Origin of the sequence: Xylophilus sp. GW821-FHT01B05 (assembly GCA_038961845.1) — a bacterium.
Lineage (GTDB): Bacteria > Pseudomonadota > Gammaproteobacteria > Burkholderiales > Burkholderiaceae_C > Xylophilus.
In genome coordinates, this window is the sequence record CP152408.1 from 5,716,870 (window position 1) to 5,736,043 (window position 19,174).

At 69.8% G+C, this 19,174-nt stretch carries 16 protein-coding genes; 10 read left to right on the forward strand and 6 right to left on the reverse strand.

What is annotated here, in order from left to right:
* Window positions 1-4: 4 nt before the first annotated feature.
* Entirely contained in the window at window positions 5-1,660 is a 1,656-nt protein-coding gene (locus AAFF27_26635; protein ID XAH23505.1) for an AAA family ATPase, read from the reverse strand.
* A gap of 564 nt (window positions 1,661-2,224) precedes the next feature.
* Here AAFF27_26635 and AAFF27_26640 point away from each other — a divergent pair.
* The 3 genes from AAFF27_26640 to AAFF27_26650 are packed head-to-tail and all read left to right on the forward strand — an operon-like array spanning window position 2,225 to window position 4,033.
* Complete coding sequence (locus AAFF27_26640) at window positions 2,225-3,013, forward strand: DUF6683 family protein (protein XAH23506.1); 789 nt, start codon at window positions 2,225-2,227, stop codon at window positions 3,011-3,013.
* Between the two features lie 13 nt (window positions 3,014-3,026).
* Window positions 3,027-3,590, forward strand: coding sequence for a GrpB family protein (locus AAFF27_26645; GenBank protein ID XAH23507.1), 564 nt, complete (start codon window positions 3,027-3,029; stop codon window positions 3,588-3,590).
* Complete coding sequence (locus AAFF27_26650) at window positions 3,587-4,033, forward strand: GNAT family N-acetyltransferase (GenBank protein ID XAH23508.1); 447 nt, start codon at window positions 3,587-3,589, stop codon at window positions 4,031-4,033. Before AAFF27_26645 ends, AAFF27_26650 begins: the two co-directional genes overlap by 4 nt.
* Window positions 4,034-4,042: 9 nt before the next feature.
* Here the strand turns inward: AAFF27_26650 and AAFF27_26655 are convergent, their stop codons facing one another.
* The gene (locus tag AAFF27_26655; protein ID XAH23509.1) at window positions 4,043-5,224 is read right to left on the reverse strand and encodes an MFS transporter; all 1,182 of its coding nucleotides are present in this window, start codon (window positions 5,222-5,224) and stop codon (window positions 4,043-4,045) included.
* Between the two features lie 111 nt (window positions 5,225-5,335).
* Between AAFF27_26655 and AAFF27_26660 the strand changes: the two genes are divergently transcribed.
* Window positions 5,336-6,244, forward strand: coding sequence for a LysR family transcriptional regulator (locus AAFF27_26660; GenBank protein XAH23510.1), 909 nt, complete (start codon window positions 5,336-5,338; stop codon window positions 6,242-6,244).
* Between the two features lie 10 nt (window positions 6,245-6,254).
* On the opposite strand, the gene AAFF27_26665 is transcribed toward AAFF27_26660, so the two are convergent.
* Window positions 6,255-7,145, reverse strand: a complete 891-nt coding sequence (locus AAFF27_26665; protein XAH23511.1) for a LysR family transcriptional regulator — start codon at window positions 7,143-7,145, stop codon at window positions 6,255-6,257.
* Window positions 7,146-7,446: 301 nt separating this feature from the next.
* Between AAFF27_26665 and AAFF27_26670 the strand changes: the two genes are divergently transcribed.
* The 5 genes from AAFF27_26670 (at window position 7,447) to AAFF27_26690 (ending at window position 11,546) form a co-directional block, all read left to right on the forward strand.
* Entirely contained in the window at window positions 7,447-8,196 is a 750-nt protein-coding gene (locus tag AAFF27_26670; GenBank protein XAH23512.1) for a sulfite exporter TauE/SafE family protein, read from the forward strand.
* 125 nt (window positions 8,197-8,321) lie between these two features.
* Entirely contained in the window at window positions 8,322-9,551 is a 1,230-nt protein-coding gene (locus AAFF27_26675; protein ID XAH23513.1) for an MFS transporter, read from the forward strand.
* Window positions 9,552-9,689: 138 nt separating this feature from the next.
* The gene (locus AAFF27_26680; GenBank protein ID XAH23514.1) at window positions 9,690-10,406 is read left to right on the forward strand and encodes a DUF2076 family protein; all 717 of its coding nucleotides are present in this window, start codon (window positions 9,690-9,692) and stop codon (window positions 10,404-10,406) included.
* A gap of 433 nt (window positions 10,407-10,839) precedes the next feature.
* On the forward strand, window positions 10,840-11,157 hold the full coding sequence (locus AAFF27_26685) for a hypothetical protein (GenBank protein XAH23515.1): 318 nt from the start codon (window positions 10,840-10,842) through the stop codon (window positions 11,155-11,157).
* An 80-nt stretch (window positions 11,158-11,237) separates the two neighbouring features.
* Entirely contained in the window at window positions 11,238-11,546 is a 309-nt protein-coding gene (locus tag AAFF27_26690) for a putative quinol monooxygenase (protein ID XAH23516.1), read from the forward strand.
* A gap of 67 nt (window positions 11,547-11,613) precedes the next feature.
* Here the strand turns inward: AAFF27_26690 and gap are convergent, their stop codons facing one another.
* Together gap and tkt are read right to left on the reverse strand one after the other, a co-directional pair.
* Window positions 11,614-12,615, reverse strand: coding sequence for a type I glyceraldehyde-3-phosphate dehydrogenase (gene gap / locus AAFF27_26695; protein XAH23517.1), 1,002 nt, complete (start codon window positions 12,613-12,615; stop codon window positions 11,614-11,616).
* Window positions 12,616-12,681: 66 nt separating this feature from the next.
* Window positions 12,682-14,769 (reverse strand): transketolase, encoded by a 2,088-nt coding sequence (gene tkt / locus AAFF27_26700; GenBank protein XAH23518.1) that lies wholly within the window; start codon window positions 14,767-14,769, stop codon window positions 12,682-12,684.
* Between the two features lie 99 nt (window positions 14,770-14,868).
* On the opposite strand from tkt, the gene AAFF27_26705 reads away from it, so the two are divergent.
* Window positions 14,869-15,258, forward strand: coding sequence for an S-adenosylmethionine decarboxylase (locus AAFF27_26705; GenBank protein ID XAH23519.1), 390 nt, complete (start codon window positions 14,869-14,871; stop codon window positions 15,256-15,258).
* Window positions 15,259-15,333: 75 nt separating this feature from the next.
* On the opposite strand, the gene AAFF27_26710 is transcribed toward AAFF27_26705, so the two are convergent.
* On the reverse strand, window positions 15,334-19,170 hold the full coding sequence (locus AAFF27_26710) for an IPTL-CTERM sorting domain-containing protein (protein ID XAH23520.1): 3,837 nt from the start codon (window positions 19,168-19,170) through the stop codon (window positions 15,334-15,336).
* Between the last annotated feature and the right edge of the window lie 4 nt (window positions 19,171-19,174).

Here is a 19,174-nt window from a genome sequence, read left to right on the forward strand (position 1 = left end):
GGCGTCAGGCTCCGCTGTGCAGGCGCGGCTCATCGACCGCGGCGGCGCGGTTGAGCAGCATGAAGGTCAAGGGGCCGGTGCGGCCATCAGGCGTCAGGCCGTGGGCCAGCTGGAAGCGGTAGATGCGTGCCTTGCGCGTGGCGGCCGGCTTGTCGGTGGCCTCTGAGGGCAAGGCCGGCTGCGCCGCCGCCAGCTGCGTGTCGAACCATTCGCCGGCGCGCCGCGCGGCAACGTCGGCCGAGGGCGCGCCTTCGGCCCCGGGCGGCATGCGCCACAGCGTGGCGAAGTCGCCGCGCCACCAGCGCGCCAGTTCGGTCAGGGCGACGCGGCGCGGCACACCGCCAATGCTGAGCGTGGCGCGCTGCCCGTCCAGCCCGGTGAGCAGGGCCTGCACCGGCCGACCGTCTTCGCCGACCAGCGCCAGGATGCCGGGCCGGTCGAGCTGACGGATCAGGCCCAGGCTGGTGCGGCTGCTGCGGAAGCACTGCAGGCCTTGCTGCGGCAGGGCCTGGGCACAAAGGTCGGTAGCCGCCGCGTCGGCCTCCAGCGCCACCTTCCATGACTTGGCCAGCGTGCGCCAGGCATCGCCTTCGTCGTGCGGCAGCGAAGCCAGCACGGCGCTCAGGTCAAAGGGTGCTTCTGCAGCCACCGGCGATACCTGCGGCGCAGCGACGGGCACAACGGGCGCCACCGGCGCGGCCGGCAGGGCCACGGGCAGGGGCGCGGGCGGCCTGGCGCGCCCGGCCGACCAGCCCACCGCCCCGGCCAGCACAGCCGCCGCCAGCACGCCGCCACCGGCCAGCGCCCAGCGGCGCGGCGCGCGTGTGCCTTCGGCTACCGTGCCGCCAAACACTTCGCGCGCAGCGCGCTCCACGGTGCGGTCATCCACCGTGCGCACGCCGCCGGCATAGGCGCCCAGCAGTGCCCGGTCGCACAGCAGGTTGATACGGCGCGGCACGCCGCGCGCCATGGCATGGATGCGCCGCAGCGCACGGCGGTCAAAGGGCAGCGGCCCGGCCAGCCCGGCCACATCCAGCCGGTGGGCGATGTAGTGCTGCGTTTCGTCGGCCGACAGCGCATCGAGGTGAAAGCGCGCAATCACCCGCTGCGCCAGTTGCTCCAGCGCCGGCTGCGCCAGCAGCGTGCGCAGCTCGGGCTGGCCGATCAGCACGATCTGCAGCAGCTTGCGCTCGTTGGTTTCCAGGTTGGTGAGCAGGCGCAGCTGCTCCAGCACGTCGGCCGAGAGGTTCTGCGCCTCGTCGATGATCAGCACGTTGTTGCGCCCGGCCGCGTGCGCCTGCAGCAAGAAGGCGTTGAGCGGGTCAAGGCAGTCTTTCACCGTCTCCGCACCCGGCACGGCCGGCGCATGCGCCACGCCGAACTCGTCGCAGATCGAGCGCAGCAGCTCGGCCACGGTGAGCTTCGGGTTGAAGATGTAGGCCACGTTGCAGTCGGCCGGCATCTGCTCCAGGAAGCAGCGGCAGACCGTGGTCTTGCCGGTGCCGATCTCCCCCGTCAGCAGCACAAAGCCGCCCCCGCCGCCCAGCCCATAGAGAAAATGCGCCAGCGCCTCGCGGTGCCGCTCGCTCATGAACAGGTAGCGGGGGTCAGGCGCGATGGAGAACGGCTCGTGCTGCAGTCCGAAGAAGGAGGCGTACATGGGCCTGGAGAATACGGCAGAGCGTGGGACTGCTCGGGGCCGAGCGCAGCGATGGCCCGATTGGCAGTCCCGGGGTCCCCTCTGTGGCGTCGAGGAACGGAGGAGTCGGCAGGTTACCCGTAGCGCAGCGAAGGGACGGCGAGGACTGTTTGAGCGCAGCGAGTTCCGCAGCCGCCTGCCGATTCCGAGTACCGCAGAGCAGTCTGCGCAGCAGACCGCCACAGTGGGGTCGCCTTCTCTTTGGTGACTTTCTCTTGGCGAACACAAGAGAAAGTTACTGCGCCGCCGGGCGCACATCCCGGCACCCGCCGCCTGCAAGGCACGCCAGCCCGGATATCTCGAAGACCTCGAAAGGGTTGGTTCTGAACCCGAAGGCCAGATTAAGGCTGGCGGCACACAGCGCCGTCCCCCGCCGCGGAAGTCGTGTGCCCCCTGGGCGTGCACCAAAGCAGTCGCCATACAGCCGCCCCCCCCCACAAACCCAAGACCTCATCCGCGCAGACCATCCCGTTACCGGTTTTCACACCACTGCCGCTAGGATGACCACCTCGCAAGGAGGTGCCCATGCATGCCACGACGACTCGCCTTCCCCTGACCGGCCACGCCGTATGGCTGGTGCTGCTGCTGGTGGCCTGCGCGCCGGCCCTGGCGCAGGCGCTGTTCGACGGTGCGGGCCATGCCTTGCCCGCGTCTGACTACTTGGCGCCGGCCCTGGTGGCATCGTTCTCGGGGCCGATGGGCATGCAGGGCCTGGATGGCCTGCAGGACCGGCTGCCCACGGGGGCGCCGCGCGGCCCCAACGCAGGCCCCGGCTCCGGCAGCAGCGTTTTCAAGCGCTCGCCGGAGGTGCACCAAACCGTCGTGCACGCCATGGCCGATTACCTGGCCCAGGGAAATACCGCCCAGCGCGAGCGCCTGGTGCAGAGCCTGTCGCAGGACGACGCCATCGGCCGCTTCGACGGCCTGGTGCGGCCCTTCGGCCTGAACGGCAGCGACCTGGCCGACGTCTACACGATCTACCTGGTGATGTCCTGGGAGCTCATCAACAACGGCGACGCACGCGAGAACGCGGCGGGCATACGCGCGCTGAACACCCAGGTGCGCCATGCCTTCGCGCAGAACACCCGGCTGCAGACCTTGTCGGACGCCGCCAAGCAGCACATCGCCGAGACCATGGTCTACCTGGCGATGATCGCCGTCGCCTCGCGCAGCACGCTGCAGCGCAGCGGCAACGCCGCCGGCCTGGCCGAGCTGCGCGAGCGGGTGCGCAGCACCGCCCTCAAGCTGACCCAGGTCGACCTGAAGGGCGTGCGCTTTGACAGCATCGGCTTTGGCGCGCGGCGCACGCCCTAGCTACGTTCTGCACATGACCGAGCGCGAATCGCTGCAGCGCGCCATCCACGAGGACGTGGCCCTGCTGCCACATGACCCGTGCTGGCCCGCCCTGTTCGAGGCAGAGCGCGCACGCCTGGCGCGCCTGTTTCCGTCGCAGTTGCGCGCCATCGAGCACATAGGCAGCACCGCCATCGCGGGCATGCCGGCCAAACCCGTCATCGACATCCTGGCCGGCGTGGAGACGATGGCGGCGGCCGATGCGTTGGCCGCGCCGCTGTTCGAAGCGAACTACACCACGTCACCAGCCTTCAACGCCACGCTTGCAGACCGGCGCTGGTGGATGCGCTGGGCCAATGGCCACCGCACGCACCACCTGCACCTCGTGGTGCTGGACAGCCTGGAGTGGCAGCAGCGGCTGCGCTTCAGGGATGCGCTGCGCGCCGATGCGGCACTGGCGCAGCGCTACGCCCGGCTCAAGGCCGCACTCGCGCAGCAACACCAGACCGACCGCGAGGCCTACACAGAAGCGAAGTCGGCATTTGTGCGCGCGGTGCTGGCTGGCCCAGGCGCCACAAACACGGCCCATTCCCCATGAACATCCGCCCCATCACCCCACCCGAACTTGCCGAGCTGCTGGCGCTCTACCACCACCTGCATGCTGCGGACGACCCGCTGCCGGCACCGGAAGTAGTGCAGGCGGCCTGGGCGGAGTTGATGGCGGGCCCGCGCCATACCTGCCTAGGCGGCTATATCGACGAGGTGTTGATGTGCGCCTGCACGCTGACCATCATCCCCAACCTCACGCGCGGCTGCCGGCCCTATGCCCTGATCGAGAACGTGGTGACGCATGCGAAGCATCGCGGCCGTGGGCATGGCAAGGCGCTGCTGCATGCGGCCCTGGCCCGCGCCTGGGAGGCGGGCTGCTACAAGGTGATGCTGCTCACCGGCCGCAAGGACGAGGCCACGCTGGGTTTCTACGAGGCGGCGGGGTTTGATCGACATGGCAAGCAAGCCTTTGTCGCCAAGCCGCCCGTTTAAATCCTGTCCTCAGGCTACCCGCCGCACCGGCCACAAGCGCACCACCAGCGCCGCCGCAGCCGTCAGCGTAGCCAACAGGCACACGCCCTGCCAGCCAGCGCGGGCCAGCACCAGGCTGCCCAAGGCCGCGCCGCTGGCCATGCCGATGAACATGGAGGTGAACAACACGGCGTTGAGCCGACTGCGCGCTGCAGGTTCGATGCCGAAGACGATGGTCTGGTGCGCCACCAGCGTGGCCTGCATGCCCAGGTCGAACAGCACGGCGCAGACCACGATCAGCCACAGCTGGCCCGGGCCCAGCGCCATGGCCAGGAAAGACACAGTTGCCAGGCCCGCGCCCAGGCGCGTGACCAGCTCCGGGCCCTTGCGGTCGGCCAGGCGGCCGGCCAGCGGCGCGGCCAATGCGCCGGCCGCGCCCGCCAGGCCAAAGGCACCGGCCGCGGCACTGCCCAAATGGAAGGGCGCGCCGTGCAGCATCACCGCCAGGGTGGACCAGAAGGCGCTGAAGCCCAGGCTCAGCAGGGCCTGCGCCAGCGCCGCGCGGCGCAGCTTGCCGTAGCGCAGCCATAGCGTGCCCAGCGAGCGCAGCAGCGCGCCATAGGGCAATTGCGAGGTCGGCACAAAGCGCGGCAGGCCGCGCCACAGCGCCACGCCCAGCAGCGCAATGCTGAGCGCGGCCACGACAAACACCGCGCGCCAGCCGAACTGCTCGGCGATCAGGCCGCTTGCCACGCGCGACAGCAGCACGCCCAGCAGCAGGCCGGTCATCACCGTGCCCACGGTCTTGCCGCGCCGCGCCTCGGGCGCCAGCGTGGCGGCAGCGGGCACCAGGTCTTGCGCCAGCGTGGCCGCCAGGCCCACGACCAGGCTGGACACCAGCAAAAAGCCCAATGAGGGCGACGCCGCGCCCAGCAGCAGCGCCGCGCACAGCGCCACGGCCTTGACCAGGATGATGCGGCGCCGGTCAAAGCGGTCGCCCAGCGGCGCCAGCAACAGAATGCCCAGCGCATAGCCGAGCTGGGTCAGCGTGGGCACCAGGCCGATGGCCTCGGGCGTGGCGTGCAGCTCGTCCGCCAGTACGCCCAGCATCGGCTGGCTGTAGTAGAGCGAGGCGGCGGACAGGCCGGCACCTATGGCCAGCAGCAGCACCAATGAATGGGGCAGCGCCGGCCGGGTTTGGTCATGCGTCATGGGAACGGAAGTCATCGGGAAAACCCTGGGATTCTGCAGGGGGCCGAGTGTGCTGCAGCCATCCAGCCCCGGGAAGCCCCTTGCTGCGCACAATTGTTATACGCTGCACGTATGAAGACAGCCCCCGACCGGATCGAGCTGATGCAGACCTTTGTGCGCATTGTGGAGGCGGGCAGCCTGTCGGCCGCGGCGGCGCAGATGGGCGCCACCCAGCCCACGGTAAGCCGGCGCCTGCAGGCGCTGGAGCGCTCGCTCGGCCTGCGCCTGCTGCACCGCTCCACCCACGCCATGAAGCTGACCGAAGACGGCGAGCGCTGCTTCGAGCGCGCCAAGCTGCTGCTGGCCAGCTGGGACGCCTTCGAGACCGACCTGCGCGGCACCGACAACGTGCCCGAGGGCACGCTGCGCGTGGTAGTACCGCACGCCTTTGGCCAACAGCAACTGGTGGAGCCGCTGGCCGACTACCTGCGCCGCCACGGCCAGGTGGCGGTGGAGTGGCTGCTGCACGACGGCACGCCGGACTTCGTCGCCGACGGCATCGACTGCGCCATCCATGTCGGCGCGGTGGACGACCAGTCCCTGGTGGCGCTGAAGCTGGCCGAGGTGCCGCGCATCGTCGTTGCCGCGCCCTCGGTGGTGGCCGGCGCGCCGCTGCCGGTGCATGCGGCGGAGCTGGCCGGCCTGCCCTGGCTGGCGCTGCGCACCTACTACCGCAACGAGGTGACGCTGGTGCATGCCAGCGGCGAGCGCCACCAGTTCCCGATCCGCCCGCGCATGAGCACCGACAGCCTGCTGGCCATGCGCAGCGCAGCCCTGCTGGGCCTGGGCGCGGGCGTTGCATCGGCCTGGTCGGTGGCCGACGAGGTGGCGCACGGCCGCTTGCTGCACCTGGCGCCAGAGTGGCATGCGCCCTCGCTGCCGGTGTACCTGATGTACCCGTACGCGCGCTTCTACCCGGCCAAGCTGCGCCGCTTTGTCGAGGTGCTGCGCACGGCGATGCCGGGCTCGCTGGGCGGCTGACAGCGGGCGATCAGGCGGTTGGCGCCAACAGGTGCGCCAGCATGCGCTGCGCATGCTGCGGCAGCGCCTCCGCCGGCCGTACGCAGGCCAGCAGTTGCCGCGCGGCCCAGGCGTCACTGAGCGCCACGCGCGCGATCTTCATCGAGCGCCCGCAGCGCAGCGCCGCAGCCCGGGGCACCACGCCCACGCCTATGCCCTGCTCCACCATGCGGCACAGCGCCTCGAAGCTGCGCACCCGCACGCGGTAGCGCAGGCGCATGCCCAGTTGCCGGGCATGCTGGGCGACGTGCTCTTGCAGCGGGCTGCCAGCGGCCAGGCCGACAAAGTCCTGGCCAGCCGCATCGGCCAGCGCAATGCGGCGGCGGCCGGCCAGCGCGTGTCCGCGCGGCAGCACCAGCACCAGCGGGTCGGGCCGGAACAGCTGGCACTGCAGGCCTTGCGTATCGACCGCATCCGAGACGATGCCGATGTCGCACAGGCCGGCACGCAGCGCATCGACGATGTCCTGGCTGGGCTGCTCTTCCAGGTCCACCGCCAGGCGCGGGTGCTGCGCCAGGAAGCGGCTCAGCAGCTCGGGCAGGTGCTCGGTCATGGCCGAGGTGTTGCACAGCAGGCGCACATGGCCATGCAGGCCGGCGCCGTAGTCGCCCAGCTCGCCGCGCAGGCGCTCCATCTGCTGCAGCACCAGGCGCGCGTGGTGCTGCAGCGTGCGGCCAGCCTCGGTGGGCTGCACGCCCTGCGCGCTGCGCAGCAGCAGCGGCGCGCCCAGCAGGTCCTCCATGCCGCGCACACGCTGGCTGGCACTGGCCAGCGTCATGTGGCTGCGCGCGGCGCCGGCGGTAAGGCTGCCGGCCTCCACCACGTGCAGGAAGAGGCGCAGATCGGTCAGGTCGAATCGCATGCCGCGATGTTAGTTATCCACAGTGCTGCGCACCACCCGCAGCGCATGAAACCGACCGGCGCCGAAGGCCGCGGAGCAGGCCACGCGCAGACATCCGCGGAACTGGCTTTGCCAGGCCGCTGGATGTGCCCCCTGCAAGGGGGTTGGCGAAGACACGAAGTGCGAAGCCTGGGGGTGTTTCATTCCACACGGCAGGCCTACGGCCCTGGCTGAGACGGGCTCTGTGCATTCCACATAGGCAGCGGTGGCCGGCGGCAGCAGACTGGAGGTACCGCCCATGGGGCGAATGGAGATGTTCTGAATGGATGCAAACCTGGGGCTCTGGAGCGCAGTGGCCGCCGTGTTCCTGCTGGCCGGCGTGGTCAAGGGCGTGATCGGCCTGGGCCTGCCAACGCTGTCGATGGCGCTGCTGGCGCTGTGGATGCCGCCGGCGCAGGCGGCGGCGCTGCTGATCCTGCCTTCGCTGCTGACCAATGTCTGGCAGATCCGGCCCTGGGCCACGGCCTGGCCGCTGCTGCGCCGGCTGGGCGGCATGCAGCTGGGCATCTGCGTGGGCACGCTGGCGGGCGCCTGGGCCTTTGGCGCGCCGGCCGGTGCCTGGGCCACGACGCTGCTGGGCGTGGCGCTGCTGGCCTATGCGGGCTGGGGCCTGGCCGGGCGCACGCTGCACCTGGCGCCGCGCCACGAGCGCTGGCTGGGCCCGCTGGTGGGCGCGGCCACGGGCGGGGTGACGGCCGTCACCGGCGTGTTCGTGGTGCCGGCCGTGCCCTATCTGCAGGCGCTGGGCCTGCAGCGCGATGGGCTGGTGCAGGCCATGGGCTTGTCCTTCACCACCTCGACCGTGGTGCTGGCGGTGGCGCTGGCGGGCGAAGGCGGCTTTTCCCACGCGGCGCTGGGCGGCTCGCTGGCCATGCTGCTGCCGGCGCTGGCCGGCATGGCGCTGGGGCAATGGGCGCGGCAGCGGCTGTCGGCGGCGGTGTTCCGGCGCTGCTTCTTTGTCGGGCTGGCGCTGCTGGGGGCTTACATGCTGGGGCGGCAGTGGCTGGGATGACGCTTCTCTTTTTATAGCTAATAGCCCAGGTGCCACCTGGGCTAGAGGCACTTTTCTTTAAAATTTATGGCGCGGGCGCTGCGGCCGGCCACGGCAGCGGCTACGCTCGGTGCAGGAGACACTGCATGACAACGCCACCGGCCGCGCCCCCTTCCCCCCGCACGCTCTGGACCATGCTGCTGGCGCTGTCCGCCGGCTTTGCGCTGAGCCAGGCCTTTCGCACCGTGGCGGCCATCATGGCGACGCCGCTGCAGGCGGAGTTCGCGCTGTCGGCGCAGGCGCTGGGGGTGTTCGCCGGGGCCTTCCACTTCGCGTTTGGCGGCATGCAGCTGTTCATGGGCATTGGCATCGACCTGTACGGCGTGCGGCGCACCGTGCTCACCGCGTTTCCGCTGGCGGCGGCGGGGGCGCTGCTGGCGGCGCTGGCGCCGAGCTATGGCGTGCTGGTGCTGGGGCAACTGCTGATCGGCGTGGGCTGCGCGCCTGCGTTCCTGGTGTGTACGGTGTTCATTGCGCGGCATTTCCCGGCATCGCGCTTTGCGGCGGTGTCCGGGGCGGTGCTGGGGCTGTCGGGCGTGGGCATGCTGGCCACCGGCACGCCGCTGGCGTGGCTGGTGCAGGCCTTTTCCTGGCGCGCCGGCTTTGCGGTGCTGGCCGCTGCCTGCGTGCTGGCCTGGTGCGCCATCTTTGCCATGGTGCGCGAGCCCGCGCCCGCTGCGGGCGCGCCCACGGCGCCGCGCGAATCGGTGGGCGCGGCGGTGCGCGGCTTTGCGGCGCTGTTCCTGGTGCGCCATACCTGGGGCATCGTGGCGCTGGGCGTGGTGGCCTATGCCAGCTTCATCACGCTGCGCGGGCTGTGGCTGGGGCCGCTGCTGATCGAGCGGCACGGCTTCTCGCTGGTGGACAGCGGCAACGTGGCACTGGCGGTGTCGCTGGCCGGCATCTTCGGCGCGCCGCTGTTCGGCCGGCTCGACCCGGGGCCGGCCAGGCGGCGCCGCTGGATCGTCGGCTTCTCGCTCTTGCTGGCGCTGGTGTTCGCGGCCATGGCGCTGGTGCACAGCGCCTGGCTGGACGTGGCCGCGCCGCTGCTGATCGCACTGCTGTCGGGCTACATCGTGCTGCAGTACGCCGAGGTACGCGCCGCCTACCCGGCCGCCCTCACCGGCCGCGCCATGGCGGTGTTCACCATGGCCATGTTCCTGGGCGTGGCATTGATGCAGTGGTTCACCGGCGCGGTGGCCTCGGCCGCGCAGGCGCAGGGCTGGGAGCCGTTTACCGTGGTGCTGGGGCTGATAGGCGCGCTGCTGGCGGCGGGCGCGGCAGCCTTTGCCTGGCTGCCGGCGCCGCCGCGCTGAGGTTCGCTGCGCGTTCATATCTGCAGGTAAGAGTGCGCAACACATTCTTAGCCGGGGCTTAAGAAGCCGCGCAGCGGGGGAACACAGGGATAGGCTGTCGAATCCGACACGCACACCCTCCCTGAAAAAGCATCCGCCATGACTCCCCAAGAACACCAGCTGCTCAGCGACTTCCTGGGTCGCCTGGCCGCCGTCGACAAGACCGCCAAAGACCCGGAAGCCGATGCCCTGATCTACCAACGCCTGGCCCCGCTGCCCGACGCCCCCTATCTGCTGGTGCAGCGCACCCTGCTGCTGGAGCAGGCGCTGGAGGCCGCACAGCGGCAGATCGCCCAGTTGCAGCAGAACCCACCGCACGCCGACGCCGGCAGCCCGAGCTTCCTGAGCCCGGGCGCAGCGCCAGGCTTTGGCCGCGCGCCTTCGCAGGCCTATACGCCGCCGCCCTCCAGCTACCCGCCCGAGGCCGCCGTGCCCGCCGCGCCGCCGGCACCCGCCAGTTGGCGTGACCGGCTGTTTGGGGCGCCACCGGCGGCAGCGGCACCTGCCGCAGCCCCAAGCTTCCTCGGCCAGGCCGCCAGCACCGCCGCTGGCGTGGCCGGCGGCATGTTCCTGTTCAACGGGCTGGAGAACCTGCTGGGCCGCCACGGCAACAGCAGCAGCAGCGGCTTGCTCGGCGACAGCAACGCCAACATGTTTGGCGGTGCCTTGCTGCCGCAAGAGACGGTGGTGCAGAACATCACCACCAACGACAGCTTCTTCCTGGACGACGACGGCAGCAACGGCCGCGACGAGAGGCGCGAAGCCGACGGCGACGCCAGCGACCTGCCGGACGACGACAGCGACGATTTCATCTAAGAACCATCTCTTTCAAGGTCTTTGAGATACCCCTGCGCTGTGTGCCTTGCGGGCGGCGGGTGCCGGGAGTTCGCCCCGGCGGGCGAGTAACTTTCTCTTGTGGTCGCCAAGAGAAAGTCACCAAAGAGAAGGCGACCCCACGTGCTGCGTCCCCTTCGCTTCGCTGCGGGGCAACCTGTGGTGCTCGCGGCAGGCGGGGTCTCGCTCAAACTCGCTTCGCTCAGACAGGAGCGATCTCTTATCCGCCTGCCACTGCGCTCCTCGGCGCATCCCGAGGGGACCCGGGACAGCCACACGGGCCATCGCTGCGCTCGGCCCGGCGCCCGCCGTCAGCAAGACACACGAACGACCGAACAGATCACAAAACCTTGAAAGGGATGGCGCCAAGACCAGAGCGGCCTACCATCGTGGGGCCCACGAAAGCCCCGCCCGCATGTCCTACGACGAAAACCAGCTGCCGCTGCCGCCCTCCTTCCACGCCCTGTACACCGACGCGCGCCAGCGCCTGACCGCGCCGCTATTGCAGGTGCAGGCGCGCTACGAGCTGTGCGAAGACCTGGCCCAGCACCTGGTGGAGCAAACCCAGGGCCTGCACCAGGACAGCCTGCGCGAGCAGCGCGAGATCCTGCAGCGCTACCAGCAGGCCCTGGCCGCACCCGAGGCCGGACTGACGCAGGCCGAGCCGCACTGGGTCGTGCGCCGCCTGGCCGAGCTGCTGGGCTGGCCGGACGAGGCGGCCAACGCGGCCTAAGCCGTCGCCCATGCGCCATGCACCTGGGGTGCTGCGCCGCGAGAATGCAGGCTTCCTCATGCCCCTGGAGACACAGCCCCATGATTCACGTCGTCGCCGTCATCACCGCCAAGCCCGGCCAGCGCGCCCAAATCCTCGAAGCCTTCCACGCCAACCGTGCCGCCGTGCTGGCCGAAGCCGGCTGCATCGAATACACCGCCACGGTGGACGCCGAGGGCATGCCGGCCTCCAAAGGCACCTTTGGTGGCGACACCTTCGTGGTGATCGAGAAGTGGGAGACGCTGGACGCGCTCAAGGCCCATGCAGTGGCGCCGCACATGGCGGCCTACGGCGCCAAGACGCGCGAGCTGACAGAGAACCGTGTGATCCACGTGCTATCACCCATCTGAGCTCATCGCACGCCCAACAAAAAACGCGCCCTCAGGCGCGTTTTTTCTTGCTGGGCGCAGTCGCGAATTACTTCGCGGCCACCACGCGCACCATCTCCAGGCACTTGTTGGAGTAGCCCCATTCGTTGTCGTACCAGGACACCAGTTTGACGAAGGTCTTGTCCAAGGCAATGCTGGCGTCGGCGTCGAAGATCGAGGTGCGGGTGTCACCGCGGAAGTCGGTGGCCACCACCTTGTCTTCCGTGTAGCCCAGCACGCCCTTCAGCGCGCCTTCGGACTGGGCCTTGAGCTCGGCCTTGATCTCGTCGAAGCTGGCTTCGCTGTTGAGCTCCACCGTCAGATCGACCACCGACACGTCAGAGGTCGGCACGCGAAAGCTCATGCCCGTGAGCTTCTTGTTCAGCTCGGGGATCACCACGCCCACGGCCTTGGCCGCGCCAGTGCTGCTGGGAATGATGTTTTCCAGAATGCCGCGGCCGCCGCGCCAGTCCTTGTTGCTCGGGCCGTCCACGGTTTTTTGCGTGGCGGTGGCAGCGTGCACGGTGGTCATCAGGCCGCGCTTGATGCCCCACTTGTCGTTCAGCACCTTGGCCAGCGGCGCCAGGCAGTTGGTGGTGCAGCTGGCGTTGGAGATCACTTCCTGGCCGGCGTAGGTCTTGTCGTTGACGCCAAAGACGAACATCGGCGTGTCGTCCTTGGACGGCGCAGAGATGATGACCTTCTTGGCGCCGGCGGCAATGTGCTTGGCGGCCGTGGCCTTGTCGAGGAACAGGCCGGTGGATTCGATGACGACGTCGGCACCGACCTCGTTCCACTTCAGGTTGGCCGGGTCGCGCTCTTGCGTCAGGCGGATCTTCTTGCCGTTGACGATCAGGGTGTTGCCCTCGACCGCGATTTCGCCCTTGAAGCGGCCGTGCACGCTGTCGTACTGCAGCATGTAGGCAAGGTAGTCGGGCTCCAGCAGGTCGTTGATGCCCACGACTTCGATGTCGCTGAAGTTCTGCACAGCCGAACGCAGCACATTGCGCCCAATACGGCCGAAGCCGTTGATACCGATCTTGATCGTCATGTCATTTGCTCCTGGATGATGTGAAACCTGTCGGGAACCCTGCCGCGGCTGCGGCAGCGCCTCTGCTTATTTCTTGCCGAGTACCTTGCGCACGGTGTCGGCCACGTTCTCGGGCGTGAAGCCAAACTCCTTGAACAGCACGTTGGCCGGTGCCGATTCGCCGTAGTGGTCGATGCCAACCACGGCATCCACGCCGTACTTCCACCAGCCGTCGGTGACGCCCATTTCCACCGCCACGCGCGGCGTGCCGGCGGGCAGCACGGACTTCTTGTAGGCCACGTCCTGGCGGTCGAAAACGGTAGTGCTGGGCACCGAGACCACGCGCACGGCGATCTTGTCGCGCGCCAGCAGCTCTTGCGCCTTCAACGCCAACTGCACTTCCGAGCCGGTGGCCAGAATCACAGCCTTGGCCTTCTTGGTCTTGAAGCCGACGGCGGTCGGCTCGCTCAGCACGTAGGCACCGCGGCTGATCTCGCCCAGGTCGCTCTTGGCGGCGTAGGGCAGGTTCTGGCGCGACAACAGCAGGGCGCTTGGGCGGTTCTTGTTCTCCAGCGCAACGGCCCAGGCCACGGCGGTTTCGGCCGTGTCGGCGGGGCGCCAGACATCGAGGTTGGGGATCAGGCGCAGGCTGGCGGCGTGCTCGATCGACTGGTGCGTCGGGCCGTCTTCGCCCAGGCCGATGGAGTCGTGGGTGAACACATGCACCACGCGCAGCTTCATCAGCGCGGCCATGCGGATGGCGTTGCGGCTGTAGTCGCTGAAGGTCAGGAAGGTGCCGCCGTAGGGGATGAAGCCGCCGTGCAGGGCCACGCCATTCATGATGGCGGCCATGCCGAACTCGCGCACGCCGTAGTTGATGTGGCGGCCGCCCACCAGGGTGCCCACGGCCGATTCCGTCTGCACCACGTCGCCTTGCGCATCAAAGCGCAGCGCGGGCGTGCTCTTGGTGTTGGTGAGGTTGGAGCCGGTCAGGTCGGCGCTGCCGCCGAGCAGCTCGGGCAGCGCGGCGGTGAAGGCTTCGAGCGCGATCTGGCTGGCCTTGCGGCTGGCCACGGTTTCGGCCTTGGTGTGGGCGGCGATCACGGCGTCGACGGCGGTCTGCGCAAAGTGCTTGGGCAGCTCGCCACGCATGCGGCGGGTGAACTCGGCGGCCAGTTCTGGGAAGGCGCTGGTGTAGGCGGCAAAGCGCTCGTTCCAGGCGGCTTCGGCCTTGGCACCGGCGTCCTTGGCGTCCCAGGCGGCGTAGACATCGGCCGGGACTTCAAACGGCGCATGCGGCCAGTCGAGCACGTTGCGGGTCAGCGCGATTTCTTCTGCGCCCAGCGGCTCGCCGTGCGCCTTCGAGGTGCCGGCGCGGTTGGGCGAACCCTTGCCGATGGCCGTCTTGCAGACGACCAGCGTGGGCTTGTCATGCGAGGTCTTGGCGCTGGTCAGCGCAGCGGCCACGGCGGCGGCGTCATGGCCGTCGACCGGGCCGATCACGTTCCAGCCGCAGGCGCGGAAGCGGGCCGGCGTGTCGTCCACGAACCAGGGCGCTACCTGGCCGTCGATGGAGATGCCGTTGTCGTCGTACAGCGCGATCAGCTTGCCCAGCTTCCAGGCGCCGGCCAGGGCCACGGCCTCGTGGCTGATGCCTTCCATCAGGCAGCCGTCGCCCAGGAACACGTAGGTGTGGTGGTCGACGATGGCGTGATCGGCGCGGTTGAATTCCTTGGCCAGCAGCTTCTCGGCCAGCGCAAAGCCCACGGCATTGGTGATGCCCTGGCCCAGCGGGCCGGTGGTGGTTTCCACGCCTGCGGTGTAGCCGACTTCCGGGTGGCCCGGGGTCTTGCTGTGCAGCTGGCGGAAGTTCTTCAGCTCGCCAATCGGCAGGTCGTAGCCGGTCAGGTGCAGCACCGCGTACAGCAGCATGGAGCCGTGGCCGTTGGACAGCACAAAGCGGTCGCGGTCGGCCCATTGCGGGTTGGTCGGGTTGTGCTTGAGGTGGCTGCCCCACAGCGCAACCGCCATGTCGGCCATGCCCATGGGCGCGCCGGGATGGCCGGAATTGGCCTGCTGGACGGCGTCCATCGCCAGCGCGCGAATGGCGTTGGCCATGGCGGCGGTCGGCTCGGTGGGGGATGCGGCGTGCGCCAGGGTGTCGGTGGTGGCCATCTGCGGCGGCTCCGGAAGGGGAAAGAGGGTGGGAGGTGCGGGGGAACCCGGCATTTTACCGGGCGGCCTGCGCCGGCCGCTTCCACTACAGTCGCCGCCATGCACGGCCTGCACCTCACCGCTGACCTTCACGACTGCCGCTGCGCCCCGCACTGGCTGACCAACGCCGACGCCTTGCTGGCCGCCTGCGAGCAGCGGGTGCGTGCCGCCGGCCTGCAGCCAGTGGCCCAATTGGCCCACGCCTTCCCGGCCACGGCAGAAGGCCCGGGCGGCGTCACCGCCACCGTGCTGCTGGCCGAATCGCACCTGTGCGTGCACACCTGGCCCGAGCGGCGCGCGGTGACGCTGGATGTCTACGTCTGCAATTTCAGCGGCGACCACGCGGCCAAGGCCCACGCGCTGGAAGCCGCGCTGCTGGCGCTGTTTGACGCGGCGCAGGTACAGCGGCATGCGTTGCAGCGCGGGGCAGCACCGGTATTAAATTTATAGCTACAAGCCCAGGCGGCACCTGGGTTTAGACCACTTTTCGCCAATATTTCGAAGAACAGGCGTGCAATGCGCCGCTCAGGCCCTTTGCCGGCGCCGCAGGCCGTGCCATGCGGCCAGCGACAGCAAGGCCAGCAGCAGCAGCCGGCCCCACTCCGAGAGGGTCGGGATTGCCGTGGCGCCGGCACCCACCGCCGCAGCCACCAGTGCCGGGCCGCCGGGCTCGACCACCGTGCCGTTGGCCCGCAGGTCATCGTCACCCAGGCCGCCGTCCACGATGGTGAGGGTCACCGTATTGCCCGAGATCACGGCCCCCGGGAACGCATACCAGTGCGGCGTGGTGTTGGCGGCGGTGGGGCCGAACTTCCAGTACTGCGTGCCCGCAGGCAGGGGCTGGGAATAGGTCAGCGTGGCGGTCATGCTGGAGCCCGGCGTGCCATTGATGGCGACGAAGTCGAACAGGCCCACCGGAAAGCTCACACCCGCCGGGGGCGCCACGGCGGGCGATTGCGGGTGGCCCTGCAACGGGATGAATCCGGCCGACTGCGGTGCAAAGACCCAGCCCGCGCCACCCACGCTTGCCGTGACCGTGCCGCCGCCCGAGCCGACCGTGCCCGCCAGGTTCGTGCTGGTACCGGCGGGCAGCGTCACGGCAAAGCTCTGGTCCACGCCGGGCGCCGGGTTGTAGCGGCTGTCGCCCGCCTGCTCGGCGCGCAGCGTGCACTGGCCTGCGGTGAACAGATGCACCGTCTGATCTGGCTCGACTGCGCACACGCCCGCGCTCTGGCTGCTGAGGCTGACCGCCAGGCCCGATGACGCGCTGGCGCCGGCATTGAAGTCGCCGCTGCCCAGCACCCTGTCGGGCAAGGCGCCAAAGCTGATGGTCTGGTCTGCCTTGCCCACGTTCACCGTGGCCTGTGCCGTGGCCTGCTGGTAGTGGGTGTCGGCGGCCTTGGTGGCCATGACGGTGCAACTGCCCACGGCCGTGCCGGTCAGCGTCGCGCCCGAGAGCGCGCAATTGGCTGCGCCCGATACCAGCGAGAAGGAAACCCCACCGCCGCCGGAACCCCCGTTGGCGCTGAGCGTGGCGCTGCCATTGACCGCAATGCTGGCGGGCGCCGTCACATTCAATGCCGCCTGCTGGGCCAGGCCCACGGTCACATCGACGGTGGCAGAGGCCGGGCCGTAGCTGCTGTCCCCGGCCTTGGTTGCCGTCACGGTGCAGGTGCCCACGCCAATGCCGGTGAGCGTGCTACCTGCGACCGTACAGAAGCCGGTGCCCGCCGTGACCGCATAGGACACGGTGCCGCTGCCCGAGCCCCCGTCGGTGACCAGCGCGGCCGTGCCGTTGTAGGCGATGGCGGGCGGGCTGGCGGTCACGCGCAGGGTGGCCTGGCTGCCCGGGCTGTTGGTCAGTGCGAACGTGGCGCTGACGGTCCCCGCCTGCGCCGTCACGCTGTAGCTGCCGGCCGTGCCGTTGGCCGTGGCTGTCACCGAAGCCAGCCCGTTGGCGTCGGTGGCCACCGAGGCGGACGGCGTGAAACTGGCCGAGGCGCCGCTGGTCGGCGCGGTGAAGCTCACCACCACGCTGCGCATGGGTGCGCCGTCGCCGTCCAGCACCTTGACCTGCAGGGCCGTGGCAAAGGCGGTGTTGATGGGAGCGCTTTGCGGCGTGCCGGCCTGCACGGCCACGTTGGCCGGCGGGCCGAAGGGATCGATGCGCAACACCAGGCCGTTGGAGGCGGCGGCGCTCGCAGAACTGGCACCGGTGGTCGGCAGCGTCAGGCCGCTGGTGCCACTGGTGGTTGTCACGCCGCCCAGCGACAGGATGGTGCCGCCATCAGCCTCGGTCGCAGCCAGTGCGTAGAGGGCGTCCGACGCCGGCGTGCCGATGAAGCCGGCGTAGGCAAAGGCCATGGGCGTGGCACGCGCGATGCTGGCCAGGAAGCCATCCTGGCCGCCGCGGCGCGTGGCGCTCAGGCCGCCTTGCGCCACCGTGGGAAAACCGGTGCCCGGGTTGGTCACGCCGGCCAGGTAGAACGCCAGCCCATCGGTGGCCACGCCAGAGACGAAGTCATAGCCCGATCCACCGACATAGCTGGCCAGGTCGATGCTGGCGCCCGCAGCGTCCAGGCGCAGCACGAAGCCGTCCATGCCGCCGCCGGATGCCACTTGCGGCCCGGTACCCACGCGGGCATTGGCCTCCGAGGCCGGGAAGTTGGCCGAATCCGTCTCGCCCCCCACGACGACCGAGCCGTCGTTTTCCAGCGCGATCGCCAACGCCCGGTCGGCACCGGATTCGCCATTGGCCGGCGGGCTTCCGGTGAGCAAGGTGAAATAGCCCAGGCCGCTGCCGTCGGCCAGGACCTTGGCGGCAAAGCCGTCGGCGGCATCCACCGCGCGGGGGTTGGCCGTGGTGCGAAAGCCGCCCGGCGCCGCCAGGCCGCTGGCCGAGTCGGTGCTGCCTGCCACATAGGCCGTGCCGTCGTCGCCTGCGGCAATCGCGTTGCCCATCTCGGCACCGCCGTCGCCGCCAATGAAGCCGGCGTACTCCAGCGTGCCGCCGTCGGCCGCCACGCGTGCGACAAAGGCGTCCATGCCACCGGTGCCGAGCGCGTCGCCGCCGTGGGTGAGGCGCGGGCCAGTGAGCGCGGGGAAGGCGGTGCTCGCCGTCACACACCCCGCCGCCTGTGTTGCGGTGCAGGTCGAGAAGCCCGTCACATAGGCGCGGCCCGCGCTGTCCACCGCAATCGCGTTGGCCTGGTCGTCTTCCGAACCGCCAATGAAGCCGGAGTAGCCGACGCTGGCGCCGCTGGGCGCAAGCCGCGTGACGAATGCATCGCGGTCGCTGCCCTTGGTGCGGCGCAACCTGTTGGCGCCATCGCTGCCCGCCACGGGGAAGTTGCTGGAGGCCGTGCCACCCGCCAGGTAGATATTGCCCGCGCCATCCAGGGCAATGCCGTTGCAGCTGTCGTTGTTGCTGCCACCCAGGTAGGTCACGAACTGCGCGGTGCCCTGCGCGTTGAACTTCACCACGAAGGCGTCGTCGCTCCCCTGCGAGCCCAGCCTGCTGGCACCCGGCAGGTCAAGCGAGCGCGTCACGCCGCAGGCATAGGTGTTGCCCGGCACATCGCGCGCCACGGCCAGCACCTGGTCGTCGGCATTGCCGCCCACCAGGCCGGAGTAGCCGATCCACGCGGGGTCGATCACCAAGGGCCTGGACGTGTCATAGGCGGCCAGGGAGAAGCTGATGCGCCAGCTGTTGGCACCCAGCGGCTCGATGCGGTAGGCCGAAGCCACCGGCACCCGGGCCGCGCCCACGGGCTGGTACACCACCGGCGCGTCGTCCACCACGGTTTCGCCGCCCACGTGCCAGACCAGCGCGCCCGCCGCGTTCACCTGTACGTCGTCGGCGCCATCGACCCGCCAGGCCACGCGCGCCGGGTCGGCCCCGGCGGCCAGCTCGAACTGGTACTTGAAGCCCTGCGCGTCCCCGGCAAACACCGCATCGGTGCCGGGCCAGACGCCACGGTAAGCAATGCCGCCATAGCTCTTCAGGCCGGTAAGCCACTGCGCGCGCTCACCCACCAGCCAGTGGTACAGGGTGGCCGAAGGGTCCACGCCCTGCGGCGCCACCGCCGCGCCGCCGTCAAACGCATAGCGCAGCGCGCTGCTGCCGCCCAGGCGCTTGGCCTGCAGCGCATCGCCTTTCATCTGTACCTGTATGTCCGACACGCCAAAGGCCAGTCGCCGGCCCGCGGCCATGGCGCGGAAGCCCGCAGCCGCATCGCCCGCGGGCATGGCGATGAAGCGGTTGCCCCGGCCTGCGAACTCGCGCTGGACCAGAGGCTCGCCCCCTGCCAAAACAGGCATGGCACATGCGGCAAGCGCGATAGCGGCAGCAGAGCGGCGCATGGTC